Source organism: Salibaculum halophilum, assembly GCF_002094885.1.
Taxonomy (GTDB): Bacteria; Pseudomonadota; Alphaproteobacteria; order Rhodobacterales; family Rhodobacteraceae; genus Salibaculum; species Salibaculum halophilum.
In genome coordinates, this window is the sequence record NZ_MSIT01000009.1 from 88,880 (window position 1) to 107,887 (window position 19,008).

17 protein-coding genes are annotated in these 19,008 nt (G+C 67.0%); 15 read left to right on the forward strand and 2 right to left on the reverse strand.

Annotated features, from left to right (window positions below):
- Positions 1 to 296: 296 nt before the first annotated feature.
- The 4 genes from topA (at position 297) to BU124_RS08150 (ending at position 5,939) form a co-directional block, all read left to right on the forward strand.
- Positions 297 to 2,819, forward strand: coding sequence for a type I DNA topoisomerase (gene topA, locus BU124_RS08135; RefSeq protein WP_084862523.1), 2,523 nt, complete (start codon positions 297 to 299; stop codon positions 2,817 to 2,819).
- Positions 2,820 to 2,893: 74 nt separating this feature from the next.
- Positions 2,894 to 3,898 carry a lysylphosphatidylglycerol synthase transmembrane domain-containing protein gene (locus BU124_RS08140; RefSeq protein WP_084862525.1) on the forward strand — a complete coding sequence of 335 codons (1,005 nt, stop codon included), beginning with the start codon at positions 2,894 to 2,896 and terminating at the stop codon, positions 3,896 to 3,898.
- A 5-nt stretch (positions 3,899 to 3,903) separates the two neighbouring features.
- The gene (locus BU124_RS08145; RefSeq protein WP_084862527.1) at positions 3,904 to 5,202 is read left to right on the forward strand and encodes an FAD-binding protein; all 1,299 of its coding nucleotides are present in this window, start codon (positions 3,904 to 3,906) and stop codon (positions 5,200 to 5,202) included.
- A complete protein-coding gene (locus tag BU124_RS08150; RefSeq protein WP_342743731.1) occupies positions 5,199 to 5,939 on the forward strand; it encodes an SDR family NAD(P)-dependent oxidoreductase in 741 nt (246 codons plus the stop codon). The genes BU124_RS08145 and BU124_RS08150 overlap by 4 nt, the downstream gene beginning before the upstream one ends.
- Here BU124_RS08150 and BU124_RS08155 read toward each other — a convergent pair.
- Both BU124_RS08155 and BU124_RS08160 read right to left on the reverse strand, forming a co-directional pair.
- A complete protein-coding gene (locus tag BU124_RS08155) occupies positions 5,936 to 7,360 on the reverse strand; it encodes a UbiA family prenyltransferase (protein WP_084862532.1) in 1,425 nt (474 codons plus the stop codon). The two genes, BU124_RS08150 and BU124_RS08155, sit on opposite strands and share 4 nt — an antisense overlap.
- 1 nt (position 7,361) lies before the next feature.
- On the reverse strand, positions 7,362 to 8,219 hold the full coding sequence (locus BU124_RS08160; protein ID WP_245831646.1) for a lytic transglycosylase domain-containing protein: 858 nt from the start codon (positions 8,217 to 8,219) through the stop codon (positions 7,362 to 7,364).
- Positions 8,220 to 8,571: 352 nt separating this feature from the next.
- On the opposite strand from BU124_RS08160, the gene BU124_RS08165 reads away from it, so the two are divergent.
- The 11 genes from BU124_RS08165 (at position 8,572) to BU124_RS08215 (ending at position 19,003) form a co-directional block, all read left to right on the forward strand.
- Positions 8,572 to 8,757: a Flp family type IVb pilin gene (locus BU124_RS08165; protein ID WP_084862535.1), complete on the forward strand. Its 186-nt coding sequence runs from the start codon at positions 8,572 to 8,574 to the stop codon at positions 8,755 to 8,757.
- A gap of 190 nt (positions 8,758 to 8,947) precedes the next feature.
- Positions 8,948 to 9,133 carry a hypothetical protein gene (locus BU124_RS08170; RefSeq protein WP_084862537.1) on the forward strand — a complete coding sequence of 62 codons (186 nt, stop codon included), beginning with the start codon at positions 8,948 to 8,950 and terminating at the stop codon, positions 9,131 to 9,133.
- A 148-nt stretch (positions 9,134 to 9,281) separates the two neighbouring features.
- Positions 9,282 to 10,148 (forward strand): Flp pilus assembly protein CpaB, encoded by an 867-nt coding sequence (gene cpaB, locus BU124_RS08175; protein WP_084862539.1) that lies wholly within the window; start codon positions 9,282 to 9,284, stop codon positions 10,146 to 10,148.
- Between the two features lie 196 nt (positions 10,149 to 10,344).
- Positions 10,345 to 11,772 (forward strand): type II and III secretion system protein family protein, encoded by a 1,428-nt coding sequence (locus BU124_RS08180; RefSeq protein WP_084862541.1) that lies wholly within the window; start codon positions 10,345 to 10,347, stop codon positions 11,770 to 11,772.
- 11 nt (positions 11,773 to 11,783) lie between these two features.
- Positions 11,784 to 12,464 carry an OmpA family protein gene (locus BU124_RS08185; protein WP_084862543.1) on the forward strand — a complete coding sequence of 227 codons (681 nt, stop codon included), beginning with the start codon at positions 11,784 to 11,786 and terminating at the stop codon, positions 12,462 to 12,464.
- Positions 12,465 to 12,736: 272 nt separating this feature from the next.
- On the forward strand, positions 12,737 to 14,026 hold the full coding sequence (locus BU124_RS08190; protein ID WP_084862546.1) for a CpaE/TadZ family protein: 1,290 nt from the start codon (positions 12,737 to 12,739) through the stop codon (positions 14,024 to 14,026).
- Positions 14,027 to 14,038: 12 nt separating this feature from the next.
- Complete coding sequence (locus tag BU124_RS08195) at positions 14,039 to 15,496, forward strand: TadA family conjugal transfer-associated ATPase (RefSeq protein ID WP_084862549.1); 1,458 nt, start codon at positions 14,039 to 14,041, stop codon at positions 15,494 to 15,496.
- A gap of 1 nt (position 15,497) precedes the next feature.
- Positions 15,498 to 16,466, forward strand: coding sequence for a type II secretion system F family protein (locus BU124_RS08200; RefSeq protein ID WP_179141886.1), 969 nt, complete (start codon positions 15,498 to 15,500; stop codon positions 16,464 to 16,466).
- An 8-nt stretch (positions 16,467 to 16,474) separates the two neighbouring features.
- Positions 16,475 to 17,455 (forward strand): type II secretion system F family protein, encoded by a 981-nt coding sequence (locus BU124_RS08205; protein WP_084862552.1) that lies wholly within the window; start codon positions 16,475 to 16,477, stop codon positions 17,453 to 17,455.
- A 98-nt stretch (positions 17,456 to 17,553) separates the two neighbouring features.
- Entirely contained in the window at positions 17,554 to 18,117 is a 564-nt protein-coding gene (locus BU124_RS08210) for a tetratricopeptide repeat protein (protein WP_084862554.1), read from the forward strand.
- Between the two features lie 28 nt (positions 18,118 to 18,145).
- Positions 18,146 to 19,003, forward strand: coding sequence for a tetratricopeptide repeat protein (locus BU124_RS08215; RefSeq protein WP_084862556.1), 858 nt, complete (start codon positions 18,146 to 18,148; stop codon positions 19,001 to 19,003).
- The last annotated feature ends 5 nt before the right edge of the window (positions 19,004 to 19,008 follow it).

Sequence of the window (19,008 nt, forward strand, 5' to 3'; positions counted from 1 at the left end):
GCCGGGCCATCCCGCGCACGATCACCGCCCGCCCGGCGCGATCTCCGAAGGACAAGGGCACGGGAGCTCCACACCCGGTGCCGAAATGCCGCGTCATGGCGGTCCGGCCGGGTGCGGGGCAATCTCGGACCACGACGGCACCAACCGCCGCCCCTTCACCGAGCCTGCCCCGCACCCGGCCGGCCCGGCGTCGACTTGACCCCGCTGCCGGGCCGTCCCAAGTGAACGCATTGACAAATGCGGCGGGCCACGCCCTTTATGCCCGGCCCGCGACCCAGGAATTTTCAGGAGTGTCCATGCCCGTTGTCGTCGTCGAGTCCCCGGCCAAGGCCAAGACAATCAACAAGTATCTGGGCTCCGACTACACCGTGCTGGCATCTTACGGCCATGTCCGCGACCTGCCGCCCAAGAGCGGATCGGTCGATCCCGACAACGGATTCGACATGGTCTGGGAAGTCGCCAATGACAGCAAGAAGCACGTCAAGGCCATCGCCGACGCGCTGAAAGACGACAACGAACTTATCCTCGCCACCGACCCCGACCGCGAGGGCGAGGCGATTTCCTGGCACCTGCAGGAGGCGCTCACCAAGCGCCGCTCGATCAAGAAGGACACCTCGGTATCCCGCGTAACCTTCAACGCCATCACGAAAGAGGCCATCACCGAGGCCATGCAGCACCCCCGCCAGGTCGACGAGGACCTGGTCGAGGCTTATCTCGCGCGGCGGGCGCTGGACTACCTTGTGGGCTTCAACCTCTCGCCCGTTCTGTGGCGCAAGCTGCCCGGCGCGCGCAGCGCGGGCCGGGTGCAGTCGGTCTGCCTGCGCCTGATCGTCGAGCGCGAGATGGAGATCGAGGCTTTCGACCCCCGCGAATACTGGTCGGTCAAGGCGCAACTGGAAACCTCGCGCGGCCAGCCCTTCGAGGCGCGGCTGACCACCCTGGCCGGCAAGCGTCTGGAAAAGTTCGATCTCGAGAACGCGACCCAGGCCGAGATGGCCGTGCAGGCCGTGACCTCGCGCGATCTGTCGGTACAGAAGGTCGAGGCCAAGCCCAGCACCCGCAAGCCGGCGCCGCCCTTCATGACCTCGACCCTGCAGCAAGAGGCCAGCCGCAAGTTCGGCATGGGTGCGCGGCAGTGCATGAACACGGCCCAGCGCCTCTACGAGGCGGGGTTGATCACCTACATGCGGACCGACGGCATCGATATGGCCCCCGAGGCCGTGGCCGACGCGCGGGCGGCGATCGAGGCACGCTACGGCAAGGACTACGTCCCGGCCGAGGCCCGCATCTACAAGAACAAGGCCAAGAACGCGCAAGAGGCCCACGAATGCATCCGCCCCACCGAAATGGCCAAGGCGCCGGCCGACGCGAAGATCAGCGAGGCCGATCAGCGAAAGCTCTATGACCTGATCTGGAAACGCACGCTGGCCAGCCAGATGGCCGCGGCCCGGCTGGAACGCACCAGCGTCGACATCGCCAGCGCCGATGGCCAGGTCGTGCTGCGCGCCAACGGCCAGGTGGTGCTCTTCGACGGCTTTCTCGCCGTCTACGAGGAAGGGCGCGACGACGTGGTCGACGACGACGACAAGCGCCTGCCGCAGATGACCGAGGGCGAGGCGGCGAAGAAAACCGGCGTCAGCCCCGAACAGCACTTCACCCAGCCGCCGCCGCGCTACACCGAGGCGACCCTGGTCAAGCGCATGGAAGAACTGGGCATCGGGCGGCCCTCGACCTATGCCAGCGTCATCTCGACGATCCAGGACCGCGAGTATGTCCGCAAGGAAAAGAACCGCCTGATCCCCGAGGACAAGGGCCGGATCGTCACGGTTTTCCTGCTGAATTTCTTTCGCAAGTATGTCGGCTACGAGTTCACCGCGAACCTCGAAGAAATGCTCGACGATGTCTCGGCCGGGCAGCGCGACTGGAAAGAGGTCCTGTCGGGCTTCTGGCGCGACTTTCACAAGGCGATCGAGGACACCTCGGAACTGCGCATCACCGAGGTTCTGGACGTGCTCGACGACGTGCTGGCGCCGCAGTTGTATCCCCCGCGCGAGGACGGCAGCGATCCGCGCGCCTGCCCCAAGTGCGGCACCGGGCGTCTGCATCTCAAGACCTCGCGCACGGGCGGGTTCGTGGGCTGCGGCAACTACCCCGAATGCACCTACACCCGCCCCATCGCGGGCGAGGGCGCCGATGGCGACGAGCGCGTGCTGGGCGAGGACCAGGGCGACGAGATCTGGCTGAAATCGGGGCGCTTCGGGCCCTACGTGCAGCGCGGCGAGCCGACGCCCGAGAACAAGAAACCGCCGCGCGCCTCGCTGCCCAAGGGCTGGGACAAGGACGCGATGGACCTGGACAAGGCGCTGACCCTGCTCAGCCTGCCACGCGAGGTGGGCGAACACCCCGAGGGCGGCACGATCAAGTCCAACTTCGGCCGCTTCGGGCCCTATGTCATGCACCAGCGCCCGGACGAGGCCAAGCCGGTCTACGTCAACCTCAAGGACCCCGACGACGTGTTCCAGGTGGGCATGAACCGCGCGGTCGAGATGCTGGCCGAGAAACGCGCCAACCCCGGCCGGGGCGGGCGCGGTGCGGCAAAGCCCCTCAAGGAACTGGGTGACCACCCGTCCGAGGGCGGGCCGGTCAACGTCATGGAGGGGCGCTACGGCCCCTATGTGAAATGGGGCAAGGTCAACGCGACGATCCCCAAGGAGACCGAGCCGGGCGACGTGACCATGGACCAGGCCGTGGCGCTGATTACCGAGAAGGCCGCGAAGACGGGCACAGGCAAGAAGACGGGCGGCCGCAAGAAAGCCTGACGGCGCAAGACATCGTTTCCCTTTGCGAAACGGTTTCATAATGTCGCCCCATTCCGTGTCTAGACGGGCGGGTAATGAGCATGACCCTCACCCCCGATCCCGCGGCCGCGCCGCCGCCCCGCCCTGCCACGCGCCGCTGGCGCGAGTTCGCGCTGCTGGGCGGCCTGTTCGCGCTCGTCATCGCGGGGCTGGCCGGGCTCGCCGCGGCCACCGGCTGGGCCGAGACCCGGGCGCAACTGATGCGGCTGACCGCGGGGCAGGTCGCGCTGCTGCTGGGGTTGAGCCTTGTGAATTACCTCTTTCGCGGCGCCCGCTGGCATCTTTTTGCCCGGCGGCTGGGGCTGCCCACGGGGCTGGTGCAGGACATGCGCCACTTCGTCGGGGGGCTTGCCATGTCGGTGACCCCCGGCCGCGTGGGCGAGTTGATCCGCATGCGCTGGCTCAAGCGCGAGGCCGGCTGGCCGGTCGAGCGCACCGCGCCACTCGTGCTGGTGGACCGCGCCTCGGACCTGGCCAGCATGGCGCTGATCCTGGCGCTTTCGGTCGCGCTTTCGGCCGGAGGTGCGCGCATGGCGGCGCCTGTCGCCCTGCTGGCGCTGGCGGCGGCCTGGATCGCCACCCGCCCGCGCCTGCTGGCCGGCGGGGTGACGCTGGCCTACCGGCTAACCGGCCTGCTGCCCCGCCTGATGGGCCGGGTCCGCGGCGCGGCGCGCTCGCTGGCCGTCTTTTCCAACGGGCCGACGCTGTCGCTCTCGCTTCTGCTGGGGGTGATCGGCTGGGGCGCCGAGGGCTATGCCTTTCATCTTCTGCTGGGCTGGATGGGCACCGATATCGGGCTCTGGGCGGCGATGGGCATCTTTACCTTCGCAACGCTCGCAGGTGGCCTGACGGGCGCGCCCGGTGGCGTCGGCGGGGCCGAGGCAGCCATGGTCGCGCTTCTGTCGCTCGAAGGCGTCCCGCTCGAGGTCTCGATCCCCGCCACCGCCGTGATCCGGCTGACCACCCTCTGGTTCGCCATTGCGATCGGGCTGGCCGTGTTCCCGCTGGCCGAGCGCCGCGCGGCGCGCGCCCAGGGGTGAGCACCATGCAGGGCGCGCGGAGGATCACCTATTCGGGCTGGGGCCGGGTCCATCGCGCCACGGGTCCGGTCGCCCGCCCCCATGCGGCCGACGCCATCGACGGCACCGCGCCGGCCTTCGGCAACCGGCGGTCCTACGGGGACGCGCCGCTCAATGACGGGGGTGGCGCCTGCGACATGACCGCGCAGAACCGCATCCTGGCCTTCGACCCACGGGCTGGGGTCCTCACCGCCGAGGCGGGCGTGACCCTGGGCACCCTCGCCCGCGTCCTGCCGGCCCGGGGCTGGCTGCCGCCGGTCCTGCCTGGCACGGGCTTTGCCACGCTGGGCGGGGCCGTGGCAATGGATGTCCACGGCAAGAATCACCACGCCGCCGGCAGCTTCTGCCAGCATGTCACCGCACTGACGCTGGTGCAGAACGGCCAGCGCCGCCCGGTCACGCCCGAGACCGACCCGGCGCTGTGGGCCGCGACCTGTGGCGGGCTTGGCCAGACCGGCGTGATCACGCAGGTCACGCTGCAACTGGCCGCCTGCCCGGGCGATGTCATGGTCGTCACCGAGCGGCGGGTCGCGGACTGGGCCGAACATATCGCCCGTCTCGACGCCTCGGACGCCGCCTATTGCGTGGGCTGGATCGACGCGACCGCCAGCGGCGCGGCCCTTGGCCGCGGTATCCTCGAAGAGGCCGAGGTCGGCCGCGGCCTGCCCCCGGCCCGGCCCGCACCGCGCCGTGTGCCGTTGGACGCGCCGCATTGGGCCCTGTCGGCGCCGATCGTGCGCGCCTTCAACAGCCTTTACTATCACCGCGTCCCGGCGACGGGCCGCACCACCGTGCGCCCTTTCGACGGCTTCTTCTTTCCGCTGGACAGGATACACGACTGGAACAAGCTTTACGGCAGGCGGGGCTTTCACCAGTTCCAGTGCGTCGTGCCACCGGAGCAGGCCGAGGCCCTGCGCGCCATGCTGGCCGAGATCGCCGACAGCGGGCTGGCCTCGCCGCTGGCCGTGCTCAAGCGCATGGGGCCGGGCCGAGCCGGATACCTCTCCTTCCCGATGGGAGGCTACACGCTGGCGGTGGACTTTCCCAACCGCGCCGCCGCGCGCGCCCTGATTGCCCGGCTGGAGGACCTGACCGTCGCCGCCGGCGGGCGCATCTACCTGGCCAAGGACGCGCTGGCCACGGGCGACCGGGTCAAGGCCATGTATCCCGACCACCCCCGCTGGCTGTCCCGGGTCGCCGCGGCCGACCCGGACGGCGCCCTTGAAACTGACATGGTCCGCCGGCTGGACCTTCGGAGGACATGATGGAACAGACCTGGATCATCCTGGGGGCAAGCTCGACAATGGCGCGGGCGCTGATGCAGAAACTCGCCGAAGCGGGCGCTGGCCTGGTGCTGGCCGGGCGCCGGATGGACGACCTGCAGGCCAGCGCCAGCGACGCCCTTGCCCGTGGGGCGGCCCTGGCCGAGCCGGTGGCCTTCGACGCCCGCGACCCCGACAGCTTTCAGCCGGTGATCGACCGCGCCCTGGACCAGCCCGGGCAGATCAACTGCGCGGTCTTCGTCGGCTCCATGCCCCCGCAGGCGGAGATCGACGCCGACCCGGGGCTGCTGGATGGTGTGATCGCCGACAGCTTCACCGGCCCGGCCCGGTTCCTGCAGATGCTGGCACCGCACCTGGAGGCGCGCGGTTCGGGCACCGTTGTCGGTGTCGGATCGGTTGCCGGCGACCGCGGGCGGATCGGCAATTATGTCTACGGCGGGGCCAAGGGCGGCTTTGCCACCTACCTGTCGGGGCTGCGCAACCGGCTGGGCCGCAGCGGCGTGCATGTCCTGACCGTGAAGCCCGGCCCGGTGGACACGGCCATGACACAAGGGATGGAGGGCCTGCCCTTCCCGACCACAGCCGAGGCGGTGGCCGAGGATATCCTCGCCGGGGTCGGGCGCGGGCGAGACGTGCTCTATACCCGGCGGATCTGGTGGCCGATCATGCTGGTGATCCGCGCCATTCCCGAGCACCTCTTCAAGAAGATGTCGATCTAGCCGGTCAGCCGGAGATACCACTCGGTCCACAGGCCGGCCGCGTAGAACATCAGCGACAGGGTGATCAGCAGGTAGCCGATGCCGCGGATATCGCGCAGGGCAAAGACGATGGGGTCGTAGTCCTGCGTGCCGAAATACCCCAGGCGGATCATCCGGTAGAGCCAGGCCGCGATCGGCAGCAGCGCCACCCAGAGAAGCCACTGGTCGGGGTAGAGCAGCCGCGCCTGGTCCGACCAGGAATACAGGAAGAAGATCACGAGCGCTCCCGCCATGCCCAGCGCGGCCATGTTCAGCAGATCGCCCCGGTCGCCGCGGGCATAGCCTCGGCCCGGCAACCGCGCGCCGTCGGACGCCAGCGCCAGTTCCGTCATCCGCTTGACGCAGCCCAGGGTCAGGAAAACAGGGAAGACGAAGATCAGCATGAAGACCGAGGCCGGCACCTCGCTCGCCGCCGCACCGGCGACGACCCGCAGCGTGTATAGCGCGGCCAGCGTCGCGATATCGACCCAGCGCAGCCGCTTGAGGCGCAGGGAATAGGCCAGCGACAGCGCCATGTAGAGCACCACGACACCCAGCATCTGCACCGACAGCAGCGCGCCCAGCACCAGCGCCAGCACCGCAAGCGCCGCGCAGGCGATCATCCCAATCGGGATGGGAACGGTTCCGGCGGCGAAGGGGCGCGTCTTCTTGGTGGCGTGGCGGCGGTCGGCCTCGATATCGACCAGGTCGTTGACTATGTAGATGGTCGAAGCCGCCGCCGAAAAGGCGGCGATCCCCAGCAGCACCCGCAGCAACGTGCCCGTATCGAAGGCATGGGCCGCGATCATCGGCAGGAACAGCAGCACGTTCTTGACCCACTGGTGCGGCCGTAGCGCCCCCAGCAGCGCACGCGGTGTCCAGCCGCCGGCGATGCGGGTCGGGGCCGCCAGCCTGTCGGCCGCGCCGCCGGCCCGGCCGACGACGATGGCATGGTCGGCGTGCCGCCAGACCGCAATGTCGGCAGCGGCGTCGCCCGCGTAGTCGAAGCCCCTCTCTCCGAAGGCCGTGACGAGGGCGCGCGCCTTGGCGGCGCCTTTCAGGTTCTCGCCATCGCGCGAGGCAAAGACACGGTCGAAGCCGAAGCGCTTTGCCAGCGGTTCGACGAGGGCGGCGTCCGAGGCCGAGGCCAGGACGACCTCGCGCCCTGCCGCGCGGGCCGTCTCGACCAGGGCGACGACCTCGTCCCGAACGGGCAACAGGTCGGTCCGCAGCGGCGCCACGCGGGCGAGCTCGGCCTTGAAGGCCGCCTTGTCGGGCAGGCGGCCGAGGGCGCGCAGCGTGCCGGCCGGGTCGCTCCCCACCCCCTTCCAGGCACATTCGAGCAGCATGTCGGTGCGCAGCAGGGTGCCATCGGCATCCACGACAAGGGGTTTGCCCGCCATCTCAGCCCTCCGGCGCGACGTTGAAGACGCAGCCGTCGCTGGGCAGTTCAGGCGGGGTGACACAAAGCCCCCGCGCCACCCGCCATGCGGCCAGCACCCGGGGCACGTAGGTGCGGGTTTCGGGATAGGGCGGCACGCCGGCGTTGTCGCGCACCGCGCCGGCCCCGGCGTTGTAGCCGGCCAGCACCATGATCAGGTCGCGGTCGAACTCTTCCATGAGCCAGCCGAGATAGGCCACGCCGCCGGCGATGTTCTGCCCGGCATCGAAACTGTCGCGCACGCCGAACCGCGCGGCCGTGGCGGGCATGAGCTGCATCACCCCGCGCGCGCCCGCACTGCTGACGGCCTGCGGATCGCCGGAACTTTCCACGGCGATCACCGCCAGCACCAGCGCGGGCGACACCGGTTCACCGACCGAGGCGGCGAGTATCTGCGCGCCATAGCGCCCGGCCAGGGCACCGAGGTCGCGCAGGCGCGGCTGCGGGATGGCGCGGTCGTCGGGGGCATTCACCAGCGCGGCTTCGGCCTGCATGAAGCTCGCCGGGTCAGAGGCCCCCAGGTCGGGCGAGACCGCCTCCCAGAACCAGGCGATATCCGCGGCGGCCCGCCCGGACAGCCCGTCCGCCGGGGGCGAAGGCACCGCGGCGGGCCCCGGCGCGGCGGCGGCGTCAGGGGGCGTCGGGGCGATCTGGACCGTGATGCGATCCGTCGCACCGGCGGGGGGAACGCCGATGCGCTTGAAGGTGAAATCCTCTTGCAGGCGCTGTTGCTCGGCGCGTGGCGCCCCTGCGACGGCCAGCGCAGCGACCCCTGCCAGAACTGCAGTATTGATGCTGCGCCGCATTTCCGCGGTCTCCACCTGCCTCGCCTTGCACTTCACACCCTACCCTGTCCGCGGCGGGCTGGCCAGACGTCCGTGACAGGGGCCGAATTGGCGGGTTTCGTAGCCCTCAAAAACCTCCGAACAGGCCGCGCAACATACTGCCCACCGAGGACGGCTGAATTTATTATCGTTTAAAAACAAGTATTTGGAAAATAAATATACGAAAGTTTAACGGGCTGCAAAAATGCACGAAAGCCGTCCAAATCTCGCCCCATTCGATTGGCTATATCTACCCATCCGAGACGGGGACCGCACCAATCAAGAGGCCGGCGCGGGACGATCCGAAGCGGAGAGTGAAACCGAGCGAAACCCTGAGGAGGGACATCAAATGCTGAACTACATCAAGAACTTCCGCAACGACGAAGATGGCGCCGTGACCGTTGACTGGGTCGTCCTGACCGCGGCCATCGTGGGCCTCGGCATCGCCGTGCTGACCACGGTGGGCGAGCAGACCGCCACCTTCGCCGACGACATCTCGACCGAGCTGAGCAGCCAGGGCATCAAGGAATACTGATTGCCGGCTCGTCCGAACCGTCGGACCTGAGACAGGGGCCGCTCCGTTCCGGAGCGGCCCTTCGTCTTTCTCGGCGCGCAGACCGGGTTTTTTGCAACAGCGGCTGACGCGGAATCACCCCAGGCCCGGCCAGAAGCTGACACAGTCGCACGGTAGCGATTTGAAATCATCTGACGCTTTGGAGAGTCCCATGCTCAACATCCTACGCAAGTTCCGAAGGGCGGAGACCGGGGCCGTGACCGTCGACTGGGTCGTTCTGACAGGCGCGATCGTCGGGCTGGGCGTGGCCGTCGTCGTCACGATCCTCGAGACCACGGCCGAAGGCGCCGAGGGCCTTGGCGCCCACCTGGAAGACCAGTCCGTCAAGACCTACTGATCCGGGCAGGGCGGGCCAACGCGCCGCGCGGCCCGACGCTGACCCGAAGCGGTCACGCGAACGACCCAAAATGGCCGCATTCCCGGGGTAAGCGATGAATCCGTAATGCGTTGGTGCCCGCGCGGCACCGCAAGCGAAAGGAAAGAGGATGCGTGCAGTATTCGGTCTTGTCCTGATCATCGGGGTCGGCCTCGCGGGGGCGGCCATCTACATGGTTCAAGGATACTTCGAGCAACAGAACGCCCAGCTCGCGGCGCAGCGGGCCAGGATGGCGCAGAACGTGCCCACGGTCGACGTGATCGCCGTGAATCGCGTGGTGGAATACGGTGACGAGATCACGCCCGAGGATGTCGTCACGATCAAGCATGCCGAACCCTTCCTGCCCGAGGGGGTCTTCCGCACCGAGGAAGAGGTCTTCCCCGAAGGCGCCGAGGAAACCCGCGTCGCCCTGCGCCAGATGGAACCGAACGAGCCGCTGATGGCCGTCAAGGTCACCGACCCGGGCGAAAGTGCCGGGATCAACGCGCTGCTGACGCCGGGCATGCAGGCCTATGCCATCGACGTGACCGTGCGCTCGGCGGTATCTGGGTTTCTGCGCCCGGGGGATCGCGTCGACGTCTACTGGACCGGCCAGGCCAACCTTGGCGACTTCGGCGGCACCCAGGGCGTCACGACCCGCCTGATCCAGAGCGGGCTGACGATCGTCGCCGTGGACCAGAGCACCGACAGCGGGCGCGCCGCAGCCTCGGGCCAGGTGCGCACCGTCACTGTCGAGGCCGACAGCGCCCAGGTCGCGGCCCTCGCCACCGCACAGGGATCAGGGCAGCTTTCGCTCGCCCTGGTCGGCGACACCCTGCCCACTGCGTCGAACGATCCGGTCGAGGTCAACCAGGCCACGCTGCTGGGGATCACCCCGCGTCAGGAGCCCGAGCCCGTCGAGCAGGAGGAGGTCTGCACGATCCGCCAGAACCGCGGCACCGAAACGGTCGAAGTCGAAATACCCTGCACCAACTGAAACGTCACGGCACCCCGTCACACCGCCCGGACACACCCGTGTCCGGGCGGTTCCGTTTCGCCGCTTGTTGCCGGTTATCCACATGAACCCCCCTGCACACAGTATTGATTCTTGCAAAAAAAGCCGTTTCGGTGCAGGGTCGGCGCAATATCGGGCAAAAATGTCCAGCAGTGGGCGTGATCGAGAGGCAGGTCACATGACAATCAGAACTTCGATCAAGGCGGCCCTTGCCGGGCTTATCCTTGCCGTCACGGCCGCGCCTTCGATGGCGCCAGCCGAGACCCTGCAGGTGATGTCGGGGTCGCCATCAAGCGCGTTGAACGTTCCGATGAACCGGGCGGTCGTTGTTGAGAGCGACACGCCCTTCGCCGAGCTTTCCATCGCGAATCCGGGCATCGCGGACATATCGTCGCTTTCGGAACGCACCATCTACGTGCTGGGCAAGGAACCGGGCCGCACGACGCTTACGCTGCTGGCCGGCGACGGTCGACTGATCACCAACGTCGAAATCCACGTCACACCGGACATCGCCGAATTCAAGGAACGCCTGGAACAGATCCTGCCCGGCGAACCCATCGAGGTGCGCACGGCCAATGACGGCATCGTCCTGTCCGGCACTGTCAGTTCCTCGGCCAAGCTGGACCGTGCCCTGCAATTGGCCGAACGCTATGCCTCCGGGCGCGTGTCCAACCTGATGAGCGTCGGCGGCACCCAGCAGGTCATGCTGCGCGTGCGATTCGCCGAGATGCAGCGCTCTGTCTCGAAACAGCTCAGTTCATCGGTGGCCATCGCCGGCGACGCGCTGGGTGGCGACCTCGGCACGTCGATCGGCACAGGCACGACGGTCACGGAAGGCGGCCGGAACGGGGCCCTGAGCGGCGCTCTGCCCGGGTCCAACGACAACCAGGGGGCCATGCTGTTCGGGTTCAATGCGGGCGGACTGGAAGTCGGCATCCTTCTGGAGGCGCTGGAAGAACGCGGTGTGGTCCGCACCCTGGCCGAGCCCAACCTGACCGCACTGTCCGGGCAGGAGGCGCGGTTCCTCGCCGGGGGCGAATACCCGATTCCGATCGCGCAGAGCGAAGACCAGATCACCGTGGAGTACAAGCCCTTCGGCATCGAGCTGAACTTCGTGCCGCGGGTGATCGACGGGGATGTCATCAACCTCGAACTCAACGCCTCGGTCAGCTCGCTGGACCCGACTAACGGCTTCAGCCAGAACGGGTTTTCCATCGACGCCTTCAGCACGCGTGAAACCTCGACCACCGTCGAGATGCGCGACGGCGAGAGCTTTGCCATCGCCGGGCTGTTGTCGGACGATTTTACCGACCTTGCCGGCCAGGTGCCGTGGCTTGGCGACATCCCGGTGCTGGGCGCGCTGTTCCGCAGCGCGGAATACTCGCGAGAGCAGACCGAACTGGTCATCATCGTCACGCCGCATTTGGTCACGCCGACCCGTGGCGAAGCACTTGCCCTGCCGACCGACCGCGTGCGCCCCCCCTCGGAGCGTGACCTGTTCCTGTTCGGCCGTGTCGCGAACGATGGCGCCCCCACATCGGGCGGGGCCGGCGAAGTCGCCCGCCAGGACTTCAACGGGTCCTACGGCTATGTCATGGACAACTGAGGAGCCAGGCCATGAAAACTTCCCTGACCCTGGCGGCGACTGCCCTGATCGCCCTGTCGGGCTGCGATGACGTGACGAACGTCTTCAGCACCCGTGAGGCCGGCTCCGAGATCGATTCGGGGTACTTCGGCAACGCCACCATGAACAACATCCAGGTCGGGACCGGGCAGGCCAATCACGTCATCAACCTCAACCAGCGTTTCTCGACCGAGGTTCAGCCGATGATCAACTTCGGCTTCAACTCGACGGTACTTGACCAGCAGGCCAGGCAGGTGCTGCGCCAGCAGGCGACCTGGATCAACCAGTTCCCCGAGGTCCGTTTCAAGGTCTTCGGGCATACCGATCTGGTCGGGTCGCGCGCCTACAACCGGCAGCTGGGCCTGCGCCGCGCCCAGGCCGCGGTCGCCTACCTTGTCAGACAGGGCGTCGACCGCTCGCGCCTGGAGGCGGTGGTCAGCCAGGGCGAGAGCCAGCCGCTGATCGTCACCGAGGGGCGCGAACGCCGCAACCGGCGCACCGTCACCGAGGTCACCGGGTTCGTGAAGAACCACCCCACCGTGCTGAACGGTGAATATGCCGCGGTGATCTTCCGTGACTATGTCTCGACCGGGGTCTCGACCAGCCTGGGCGGGGTAAACCCGCCGGGCCTGGGACACGGCACCAACATGCCGGGCGGACAGGACGGCGGCTGAGCGCCGCGCCCTTCGCCATTCGCTTTGAAACGGGGCCCGACAGCGAGTCCCGTTTCATCTTCCGGCGCCTGGAAACAGAGCCGCGCGAGCACGGACCACCGTCCCATTATTTCGCACAATGGCGGAAATTCGGCCCAATTCTCGACATGTTTCTCCGTGAATTTCGGCGGTGTCCCGGCCCCCAGTGCGTCACGCGACGCCGGGCCGGAAAATCGTGATACGGCCCCCGACAGTCCGAGGTCCGCGGGGCAGCTGGAAAGGACGGACCAGGCATGAGTGGTGCAATGTTGCAGCCCGAACCGCAACCGATCACGGCCTGCACGGTCAGCCGTGACGTGCAGAACTTCGATCTTCTGATCGAGGACATGGAAAGCTGCATGGGCGAAAGCTGGGGCGACCTCGGGTTCGAGGACACGCTGGCCTTTCTGGAACAGCCCGAGGCCCGCGACCTGGAGTTCCTGGCCATCGCCATGGACGAGGAGGACGAGACCGATGTCGGCCTGATCGTCGATATCGTCCGGGCCGCCAAGGACAAGTCCATACGGATCATTCTCGTCATCGGCGAGGAGGTCTCGCCGACCACGCTGCACACCCTGATGCGCGAAGGGGGCGACGAATTTGTCCCCTACCCCCTGCCCGAGGGTGAACTTGCCGGCGCGATCGACCGCGTGATGGCCCCGCCGCCGCCGCCCGCCGCCCCCACACAGGACGTTACGACAACCCTCAAGGCCACCAACGACCGCAGCGGGGTGGTGATCCCGGTGCACGGCATGGCCGGCGGCACGGGGGCCACGACGCTGGCGGTCAACCTCGCCTGGGAACTGGCGAGGATCGGAACGGACGGGTCCAAGGCCGGCAAGAAGACGAAGGACAAGGCCGGCGAAAAGCCGCCCCAGGTCTGCCTGATCGACCTGGACTTCCAGTTCGGCAGCACCTCGACCTTCCTCGACCTGCCGCGCCGCGAGGCGGTGTTCGAGCTGTTGCAGGACACCGAGGCCATGGACAGCGAGAGCTTCATGCAGGCCCTGCAAGGCTACGAGGACAAGCTGCATGTCCTGACGGCCCCTACCGACCTGATCCCGCTCGATCTGGTCGCACCCGCCGATATCGAGCGGCTGATCGAGACCGCGCGGATCAACTTCGACTATGTCATCATCGACATGCCCAAGACTTTCGTGGAATGGACCGAGACGGTCCTCAACGCCGCCCATGTCTACTTCGCGACGCTCGAGCTGGACATGCGTTCGGCCCAGAACACGCTGCGGGTCAAACGCGCGCTCCAGGCCGAACAGTTGCCCTTCGACAAGCTGCGTTTCGTGCTCAACCGGGCGCCCAAGTTCACCGACCTGAGCGGCAAGAGCCGCATCAAGCGGTTGTCCGAAAGCCTCGGCATTTCCATCGAGGTGCAGATGTCCGACGGCGGCCGCCCCGTGGCCCAGACCGCCGATCACGGCGTGCCGCTGGCCGAAGGGCTACCCAAGAACCCGCTGCGCAAGGAGATCCTGAAACTGGCGACATCGGTTCACGCGCACAACGTCGCCGATGACGCGGCAACCGGATAAGGAGCCCGCCCGATGTTCTCGAAGTACAAGAAGACGGCACCGGCACCGAAATCGAACGCGCCCCGGTCGCCGGACCCCGACACGGCCGCGCCGACCGAGGCCGAGGGGGACGCCAAGCCCGAAGCTCCCCGCAAGCCGCTGATGCGCGCGAACCCCAAGCCCGCGCAGGTCGCCCCCAAGGACAAGGAGGTCAAGCGCAAGGAGAAGCTGGGCGAGATCAAGCTGGAACTGCACAAGGCGCTGCTCGACAACCTGAACCTCGCCGCGCTGGACCAGGCCTCGGAAAAGGACCTGAAGGCCGAGATCACCGCGATTGCGACCGAGGCGCTGGAGGACATGGGCGTTGTCCTGAACCGCGAGGAACGCACCACCCTGACCCAGGAACTCTATTTCGAGGTCAAGGGGCTGGGCCCGCTCGAAACCCTGCTTCAGGACGACGAGGTCAACGATATCCTGGTCAACGGACCCAAGCAGATCTTCGTGGAACGTGGCGGCAGGCTGGAACTGACGGATGTCACCTTCAAGGACGAGCGCCACCTGCTTCGGATCATCGACAAGATCGTCTCGGCGGTCGGGCGCCGCGTGGACGAGTCCAACCCCTATGTCGATGCGCGCCTGTCAGACGGGTCGCGCTTCAACGCCATGGTTCCACCGATCGCGGTGGACGGTTCGCTCGTGTCGATCCGCAAGTTCACCCAGGACAAGCTGGGTATCGAAGACCTGGTCAACTTCGGTGCCTTCTCCGAGGAAATGGCCGCCTACCTTCAGGCGGCCGTCTCGACCCGGCTCAACGTGATCGTCTCGGGCGGCACGGGGTCGGGCAAGACGACCTCGCTTAACGCACTGTCCTCCTTCATCGACGATGCCGAGCGCATCCTGACGATCGAGGACACCGCCGAGCTTCAGCTGCAACAGACCCACGTCGGCCGCATGGAAAGCCGCCCGCCCAACGTCGAGGGCAAGGGCGGGGTCAGCCAGCGCGACTGCCTGAAGAACGCGCTGCGGATGCGGCCCGACCGCATCATCGTGGGCGAGACCCGCGGCGAGGAGGTCATCGACATGCTGCAGGCCATGAACACCGGCCACGACGGGTCGATGACCACGATCCACGCCAACAACGCCCGCGACGCGATCAGCCGCCTGGAGAACATGGTCGCCATGGCCGGAATCGAGATGCCGCTCAAGGCGGTGCGCAGCCAGATCGCCAGCGCCGTTCACCTGATCGTCCAGGTCAGCCGCCTGCAGGACGGATCACGCCGCATGGTGTCGGTCACCGAGGTGACGGGCATGGAAGGCGACGTCATCTCGATGCAGGAGGTCTTCCGCTATCAGCGCGTGGGCCTGACTCCCGAAAACAAGATCATCGGCCACTTCACGGCCACCGGCGTACGGTCGCATTTCTCGGAGCGGTTCAAGCTCTGGGGCTACGACCTGCCGCCGCAGATCTTCGAACCCGTGGCGGCGCAATAACATGGCCATAGCAGCAGAACCCATCATCTACGGGCTGATCTTCGTGGCCATCCTGGTGCTGGTCAACGGCATCTACCTCGTGGCATTCGGCAAGTCGATCAGTCTCAACAGCCGCGTCAACCGGCGCCTGGAGATGCTGGAGAAGGGCAACAACCGCGAGGAAGTGCTCGAACAACTCCGCAAGGAGATGACGCAGCACATCAAGAGCCAGCAAATCCCGCTGTATTCCCTGCTGGCCAACAAGGCGCAAAAGGCCAACATCGCCTTCTCGCCCCCGCAACTGATCGCCGTGATGGGCGTGCTGTCGGGCGTTGCCTTCTTCGGGCTGACCTTCGGCACCACCGCCTCGGCGCCGGTGCGCCTGGCCGTGGCCGTGGCCATGGGCGTCGGCGGCGTCTACATGTGGATCAACAACAAGGCCAACAAGCGCCTGGCCATGCTCGAGGAACAATTGCCCGACGCGGTCGAGCTCATGGTCCGGTCGCTCCGCGTGGGGCATCCCTTCAGTTCGGCCGTCAACATTGTCGCCAAGGAAGTTCCCGATCCGCTGGGCACCGAGATGGGCGTGATCTCCGACGAGGTGGCCTATGGCCGCGACATGGGCGAAACGCTCAAGGAGATGGCCGACCGCATCGACATGCAGGACCTGCGTTTCCTGGCCGTGGCCGTGACGATCCAGCAGCAGGCCGGCGGCAACCTGGCCGAGATCCTGGCCGGCCTGGCCAAGGTGATCCGGGCACGTTTCAAGCTGTTCCGCAGGGTCAAGGCCATCACCGCAGAGGCGAAGTGGTCCGGCATGTTCCTGTCGGGTTTCCCGCTCGTCGCGCTGGTGATGATCAACGTGATCCAGCCCGGCTATTACGACGATGTGCGTGACACGGCGGTCTTCATCCCGGCCTGCCTGGCCGTGGCGGTCTTCCTGGTGGCCAACATCATCGTCATGCGCCGGCTCGTTGATATCAAGGTCTGAGGACAGTCATGCAGATTCTCGATACAGTCTCGCAGAAACTTACCGAGATGCTCGGCCCCTTCGGCCCGCTCATGGCGCTCGGGATGCTTGGTGTCCTGCTGATCCTGCTGGTGCTGCCCGCCCTTCTGAACAGGGACGCGGACCCGCTGGAAAAGCTCAAGTCGAGCAACCAGGCCAGCCAGAACCGGACCGAGGGCGCCCGGCTGCGCGTGGGCGGCGGCAAGGACAAGCTGGAAAAGTACTCCGACTTCCTCGAACCGCAGAACCAGGAGGAATTTTCCTCGGTCAAGCTCAAGCTGCTGCAAGCGGGCTATCGCGGCAAGAACGCGGTACGCATGTTCCACTTCTCGCAGTTCGCGCTGGGGCTAGGGTTCCTGGTGCTGGGCGCTGGCTATGCCATCTTCGATTCCACGACGGGCGACCCGACGGCCCAGTCCATGATGCTGGCAATCCTGGTACCGGGCATGGTGGGCTACATGCTGCCCAAATACTGGGTCACGCGGCGCCAGAGCGAACGCCAGGAACAGATGGTCAACGGATTTCCCGACAGCCTCGACATGATGCTGGTCTGCGTCGAGGCCGGCCAGTCGCTGGACCAGGCCATCATCCGCGTCGCCCGCGAGCTGGAGTCCGGCTTTCCGGCCTTGGCCGACGAATACAAGATCGTCTCGCACGAGATGAAGGCGGGCAAGGACAAGACCCAGGTGCTGCGCGACATGTCCGAACGGGCGGGCGTGCCCGACATTGCCAGCTTCGTCACCGTTCTGATCCAGTCGCAGCAATTCGGCACCTCGATCGCCGAGGCGCTGCGGGTCTTCTCGGCGGAGATGCGCGACAAGCGCGTCATGCGGGCCGAGGAAAAGGCCAACACCTTGCCAACGAAAATGACGCTGGCGACGATGATGCTGACGCTGCCACCGTTGCTGATCATCCTGATCGGTCCCTCGGTCTACGAGATCGCGGTGACGCTGTCGGACTCCGGTCTCTAACGGGGGCGGCCGGGCCGATCCCGGCTTGAACCGTCGCGCGGTATGGGCGAGCCTCTAGCACCAAGTACCACCCTTGCGACAGGCAGACCCGACCGCCCATGACGCCCCCTGCCCGCCCGATACTTCTGTTTTGCTGTGCCCTTGCGGCCTGCACCTCGGCGAACTTCGCCCCCGAGGGCGAACGGGTCTATGCCCCCGGCGTCGCGGGCGGGTCCGATATCGACGGGCTGATCGTCGGGCACAGGTTGATGGCGGCGGAGGAATTCGAGCTTGCGTTGCAGGCCTACACCCGCGCGGCCGGGCGCCAGGGCCTGAACGTGGACACCCTGTCGGCGCTGGGGTCGGCCAACCTGCGGCTGGGGCGGTTGGGCCAGGCCGAAGACCTGCTGCGCCGCGCAGTTGAGGCCGACGCGGACTTCGTGCCGGCCTGGAACAACCTCGGCGTCATCCTCATGGAACGCGGCAAGATCGCCGAGGCCGCGCAGGTCTTCCGTCGCGCCTATGCAACGGACAACGGCGATTCGGACCTGATCCGCGACAACCTGCGCTTGGCGCTCGCCAAGCGGGGGAATTCGGGTTACTCTTCGCAGAAAGAGGACGAAGAGTTCCGTCTGGTTCGCCGCGGCACGGGGGATTACCTGCTGCTGGGCGGCGATCCCTAGAGGCAAGAGCAGCAAAAGGACGCACAACATGCGCCACTCGATCCTCCTTTGCACGGCCCTGGTCGGGGTCCTGGCCCTGGCGGCCTGTGACCGGTCGGGCGAAGCCCAGGTGAACCGGGCCCTTCAGGACGTCAACGTCGTTGACGAGACCAACCTCAACGACGTCATGCTGACCGTCGGCGACCCCGACGAGGCCGTGCGCTACTTCGCCCGCGCGAGCGAGAACGACCCCGGCCGCATCGACCTGATGCGGGGACTGGCCAAGTCGCTGATCCGGGCCCGGGAAAACGACCGCGCGGTCGAGGCCTGGTCCGAGGTCACTGCCCACGCGGAGAGCAACGCCGACGACGAAGTCAGCCTGGCAGATGCGCTGATCCGCACCAACCAGTGGGACCGCGCTGAAGAGGTGCTCGATGCCATCCCCCCCACGCACGAGACCTACGAGCGCTACCGCCTGGAAGCCATGGTCGCCGACAGCAACGAGGAATGGGACAGCGCCGACAGTTTCTACGAGACCGCCGCCGGGCTGACGACGCGCCCCGCCGGCGTCTATAACAACTGGGGGTATTCCAAGCTGACGCGGGGCGATTACGAGGGCGCGGAAGAGCTGTTCCTCGACGCCATCAAGAACGACCGCGACCTTTTCACTGCAAAGAACAACCTGGTCATGGCCCGCGGCGCGCAGCGCAACTATGATCTGCCGGTCATCCCCATGAGCCAGGTCGAGCGGGCGCAATTGCTGCACACGCTGGCGCTGACGGCCGTCAAGCAGAACGACGTGACAATGGGGCGCGGCCTGTTGCGCGAGGCGATTGATACCCACCCGCGGCACTTCGAGGCCGCGGCGCGGTCGCTGCGCGCGCTCGAAGACAACGTGACGAACTGATCCGG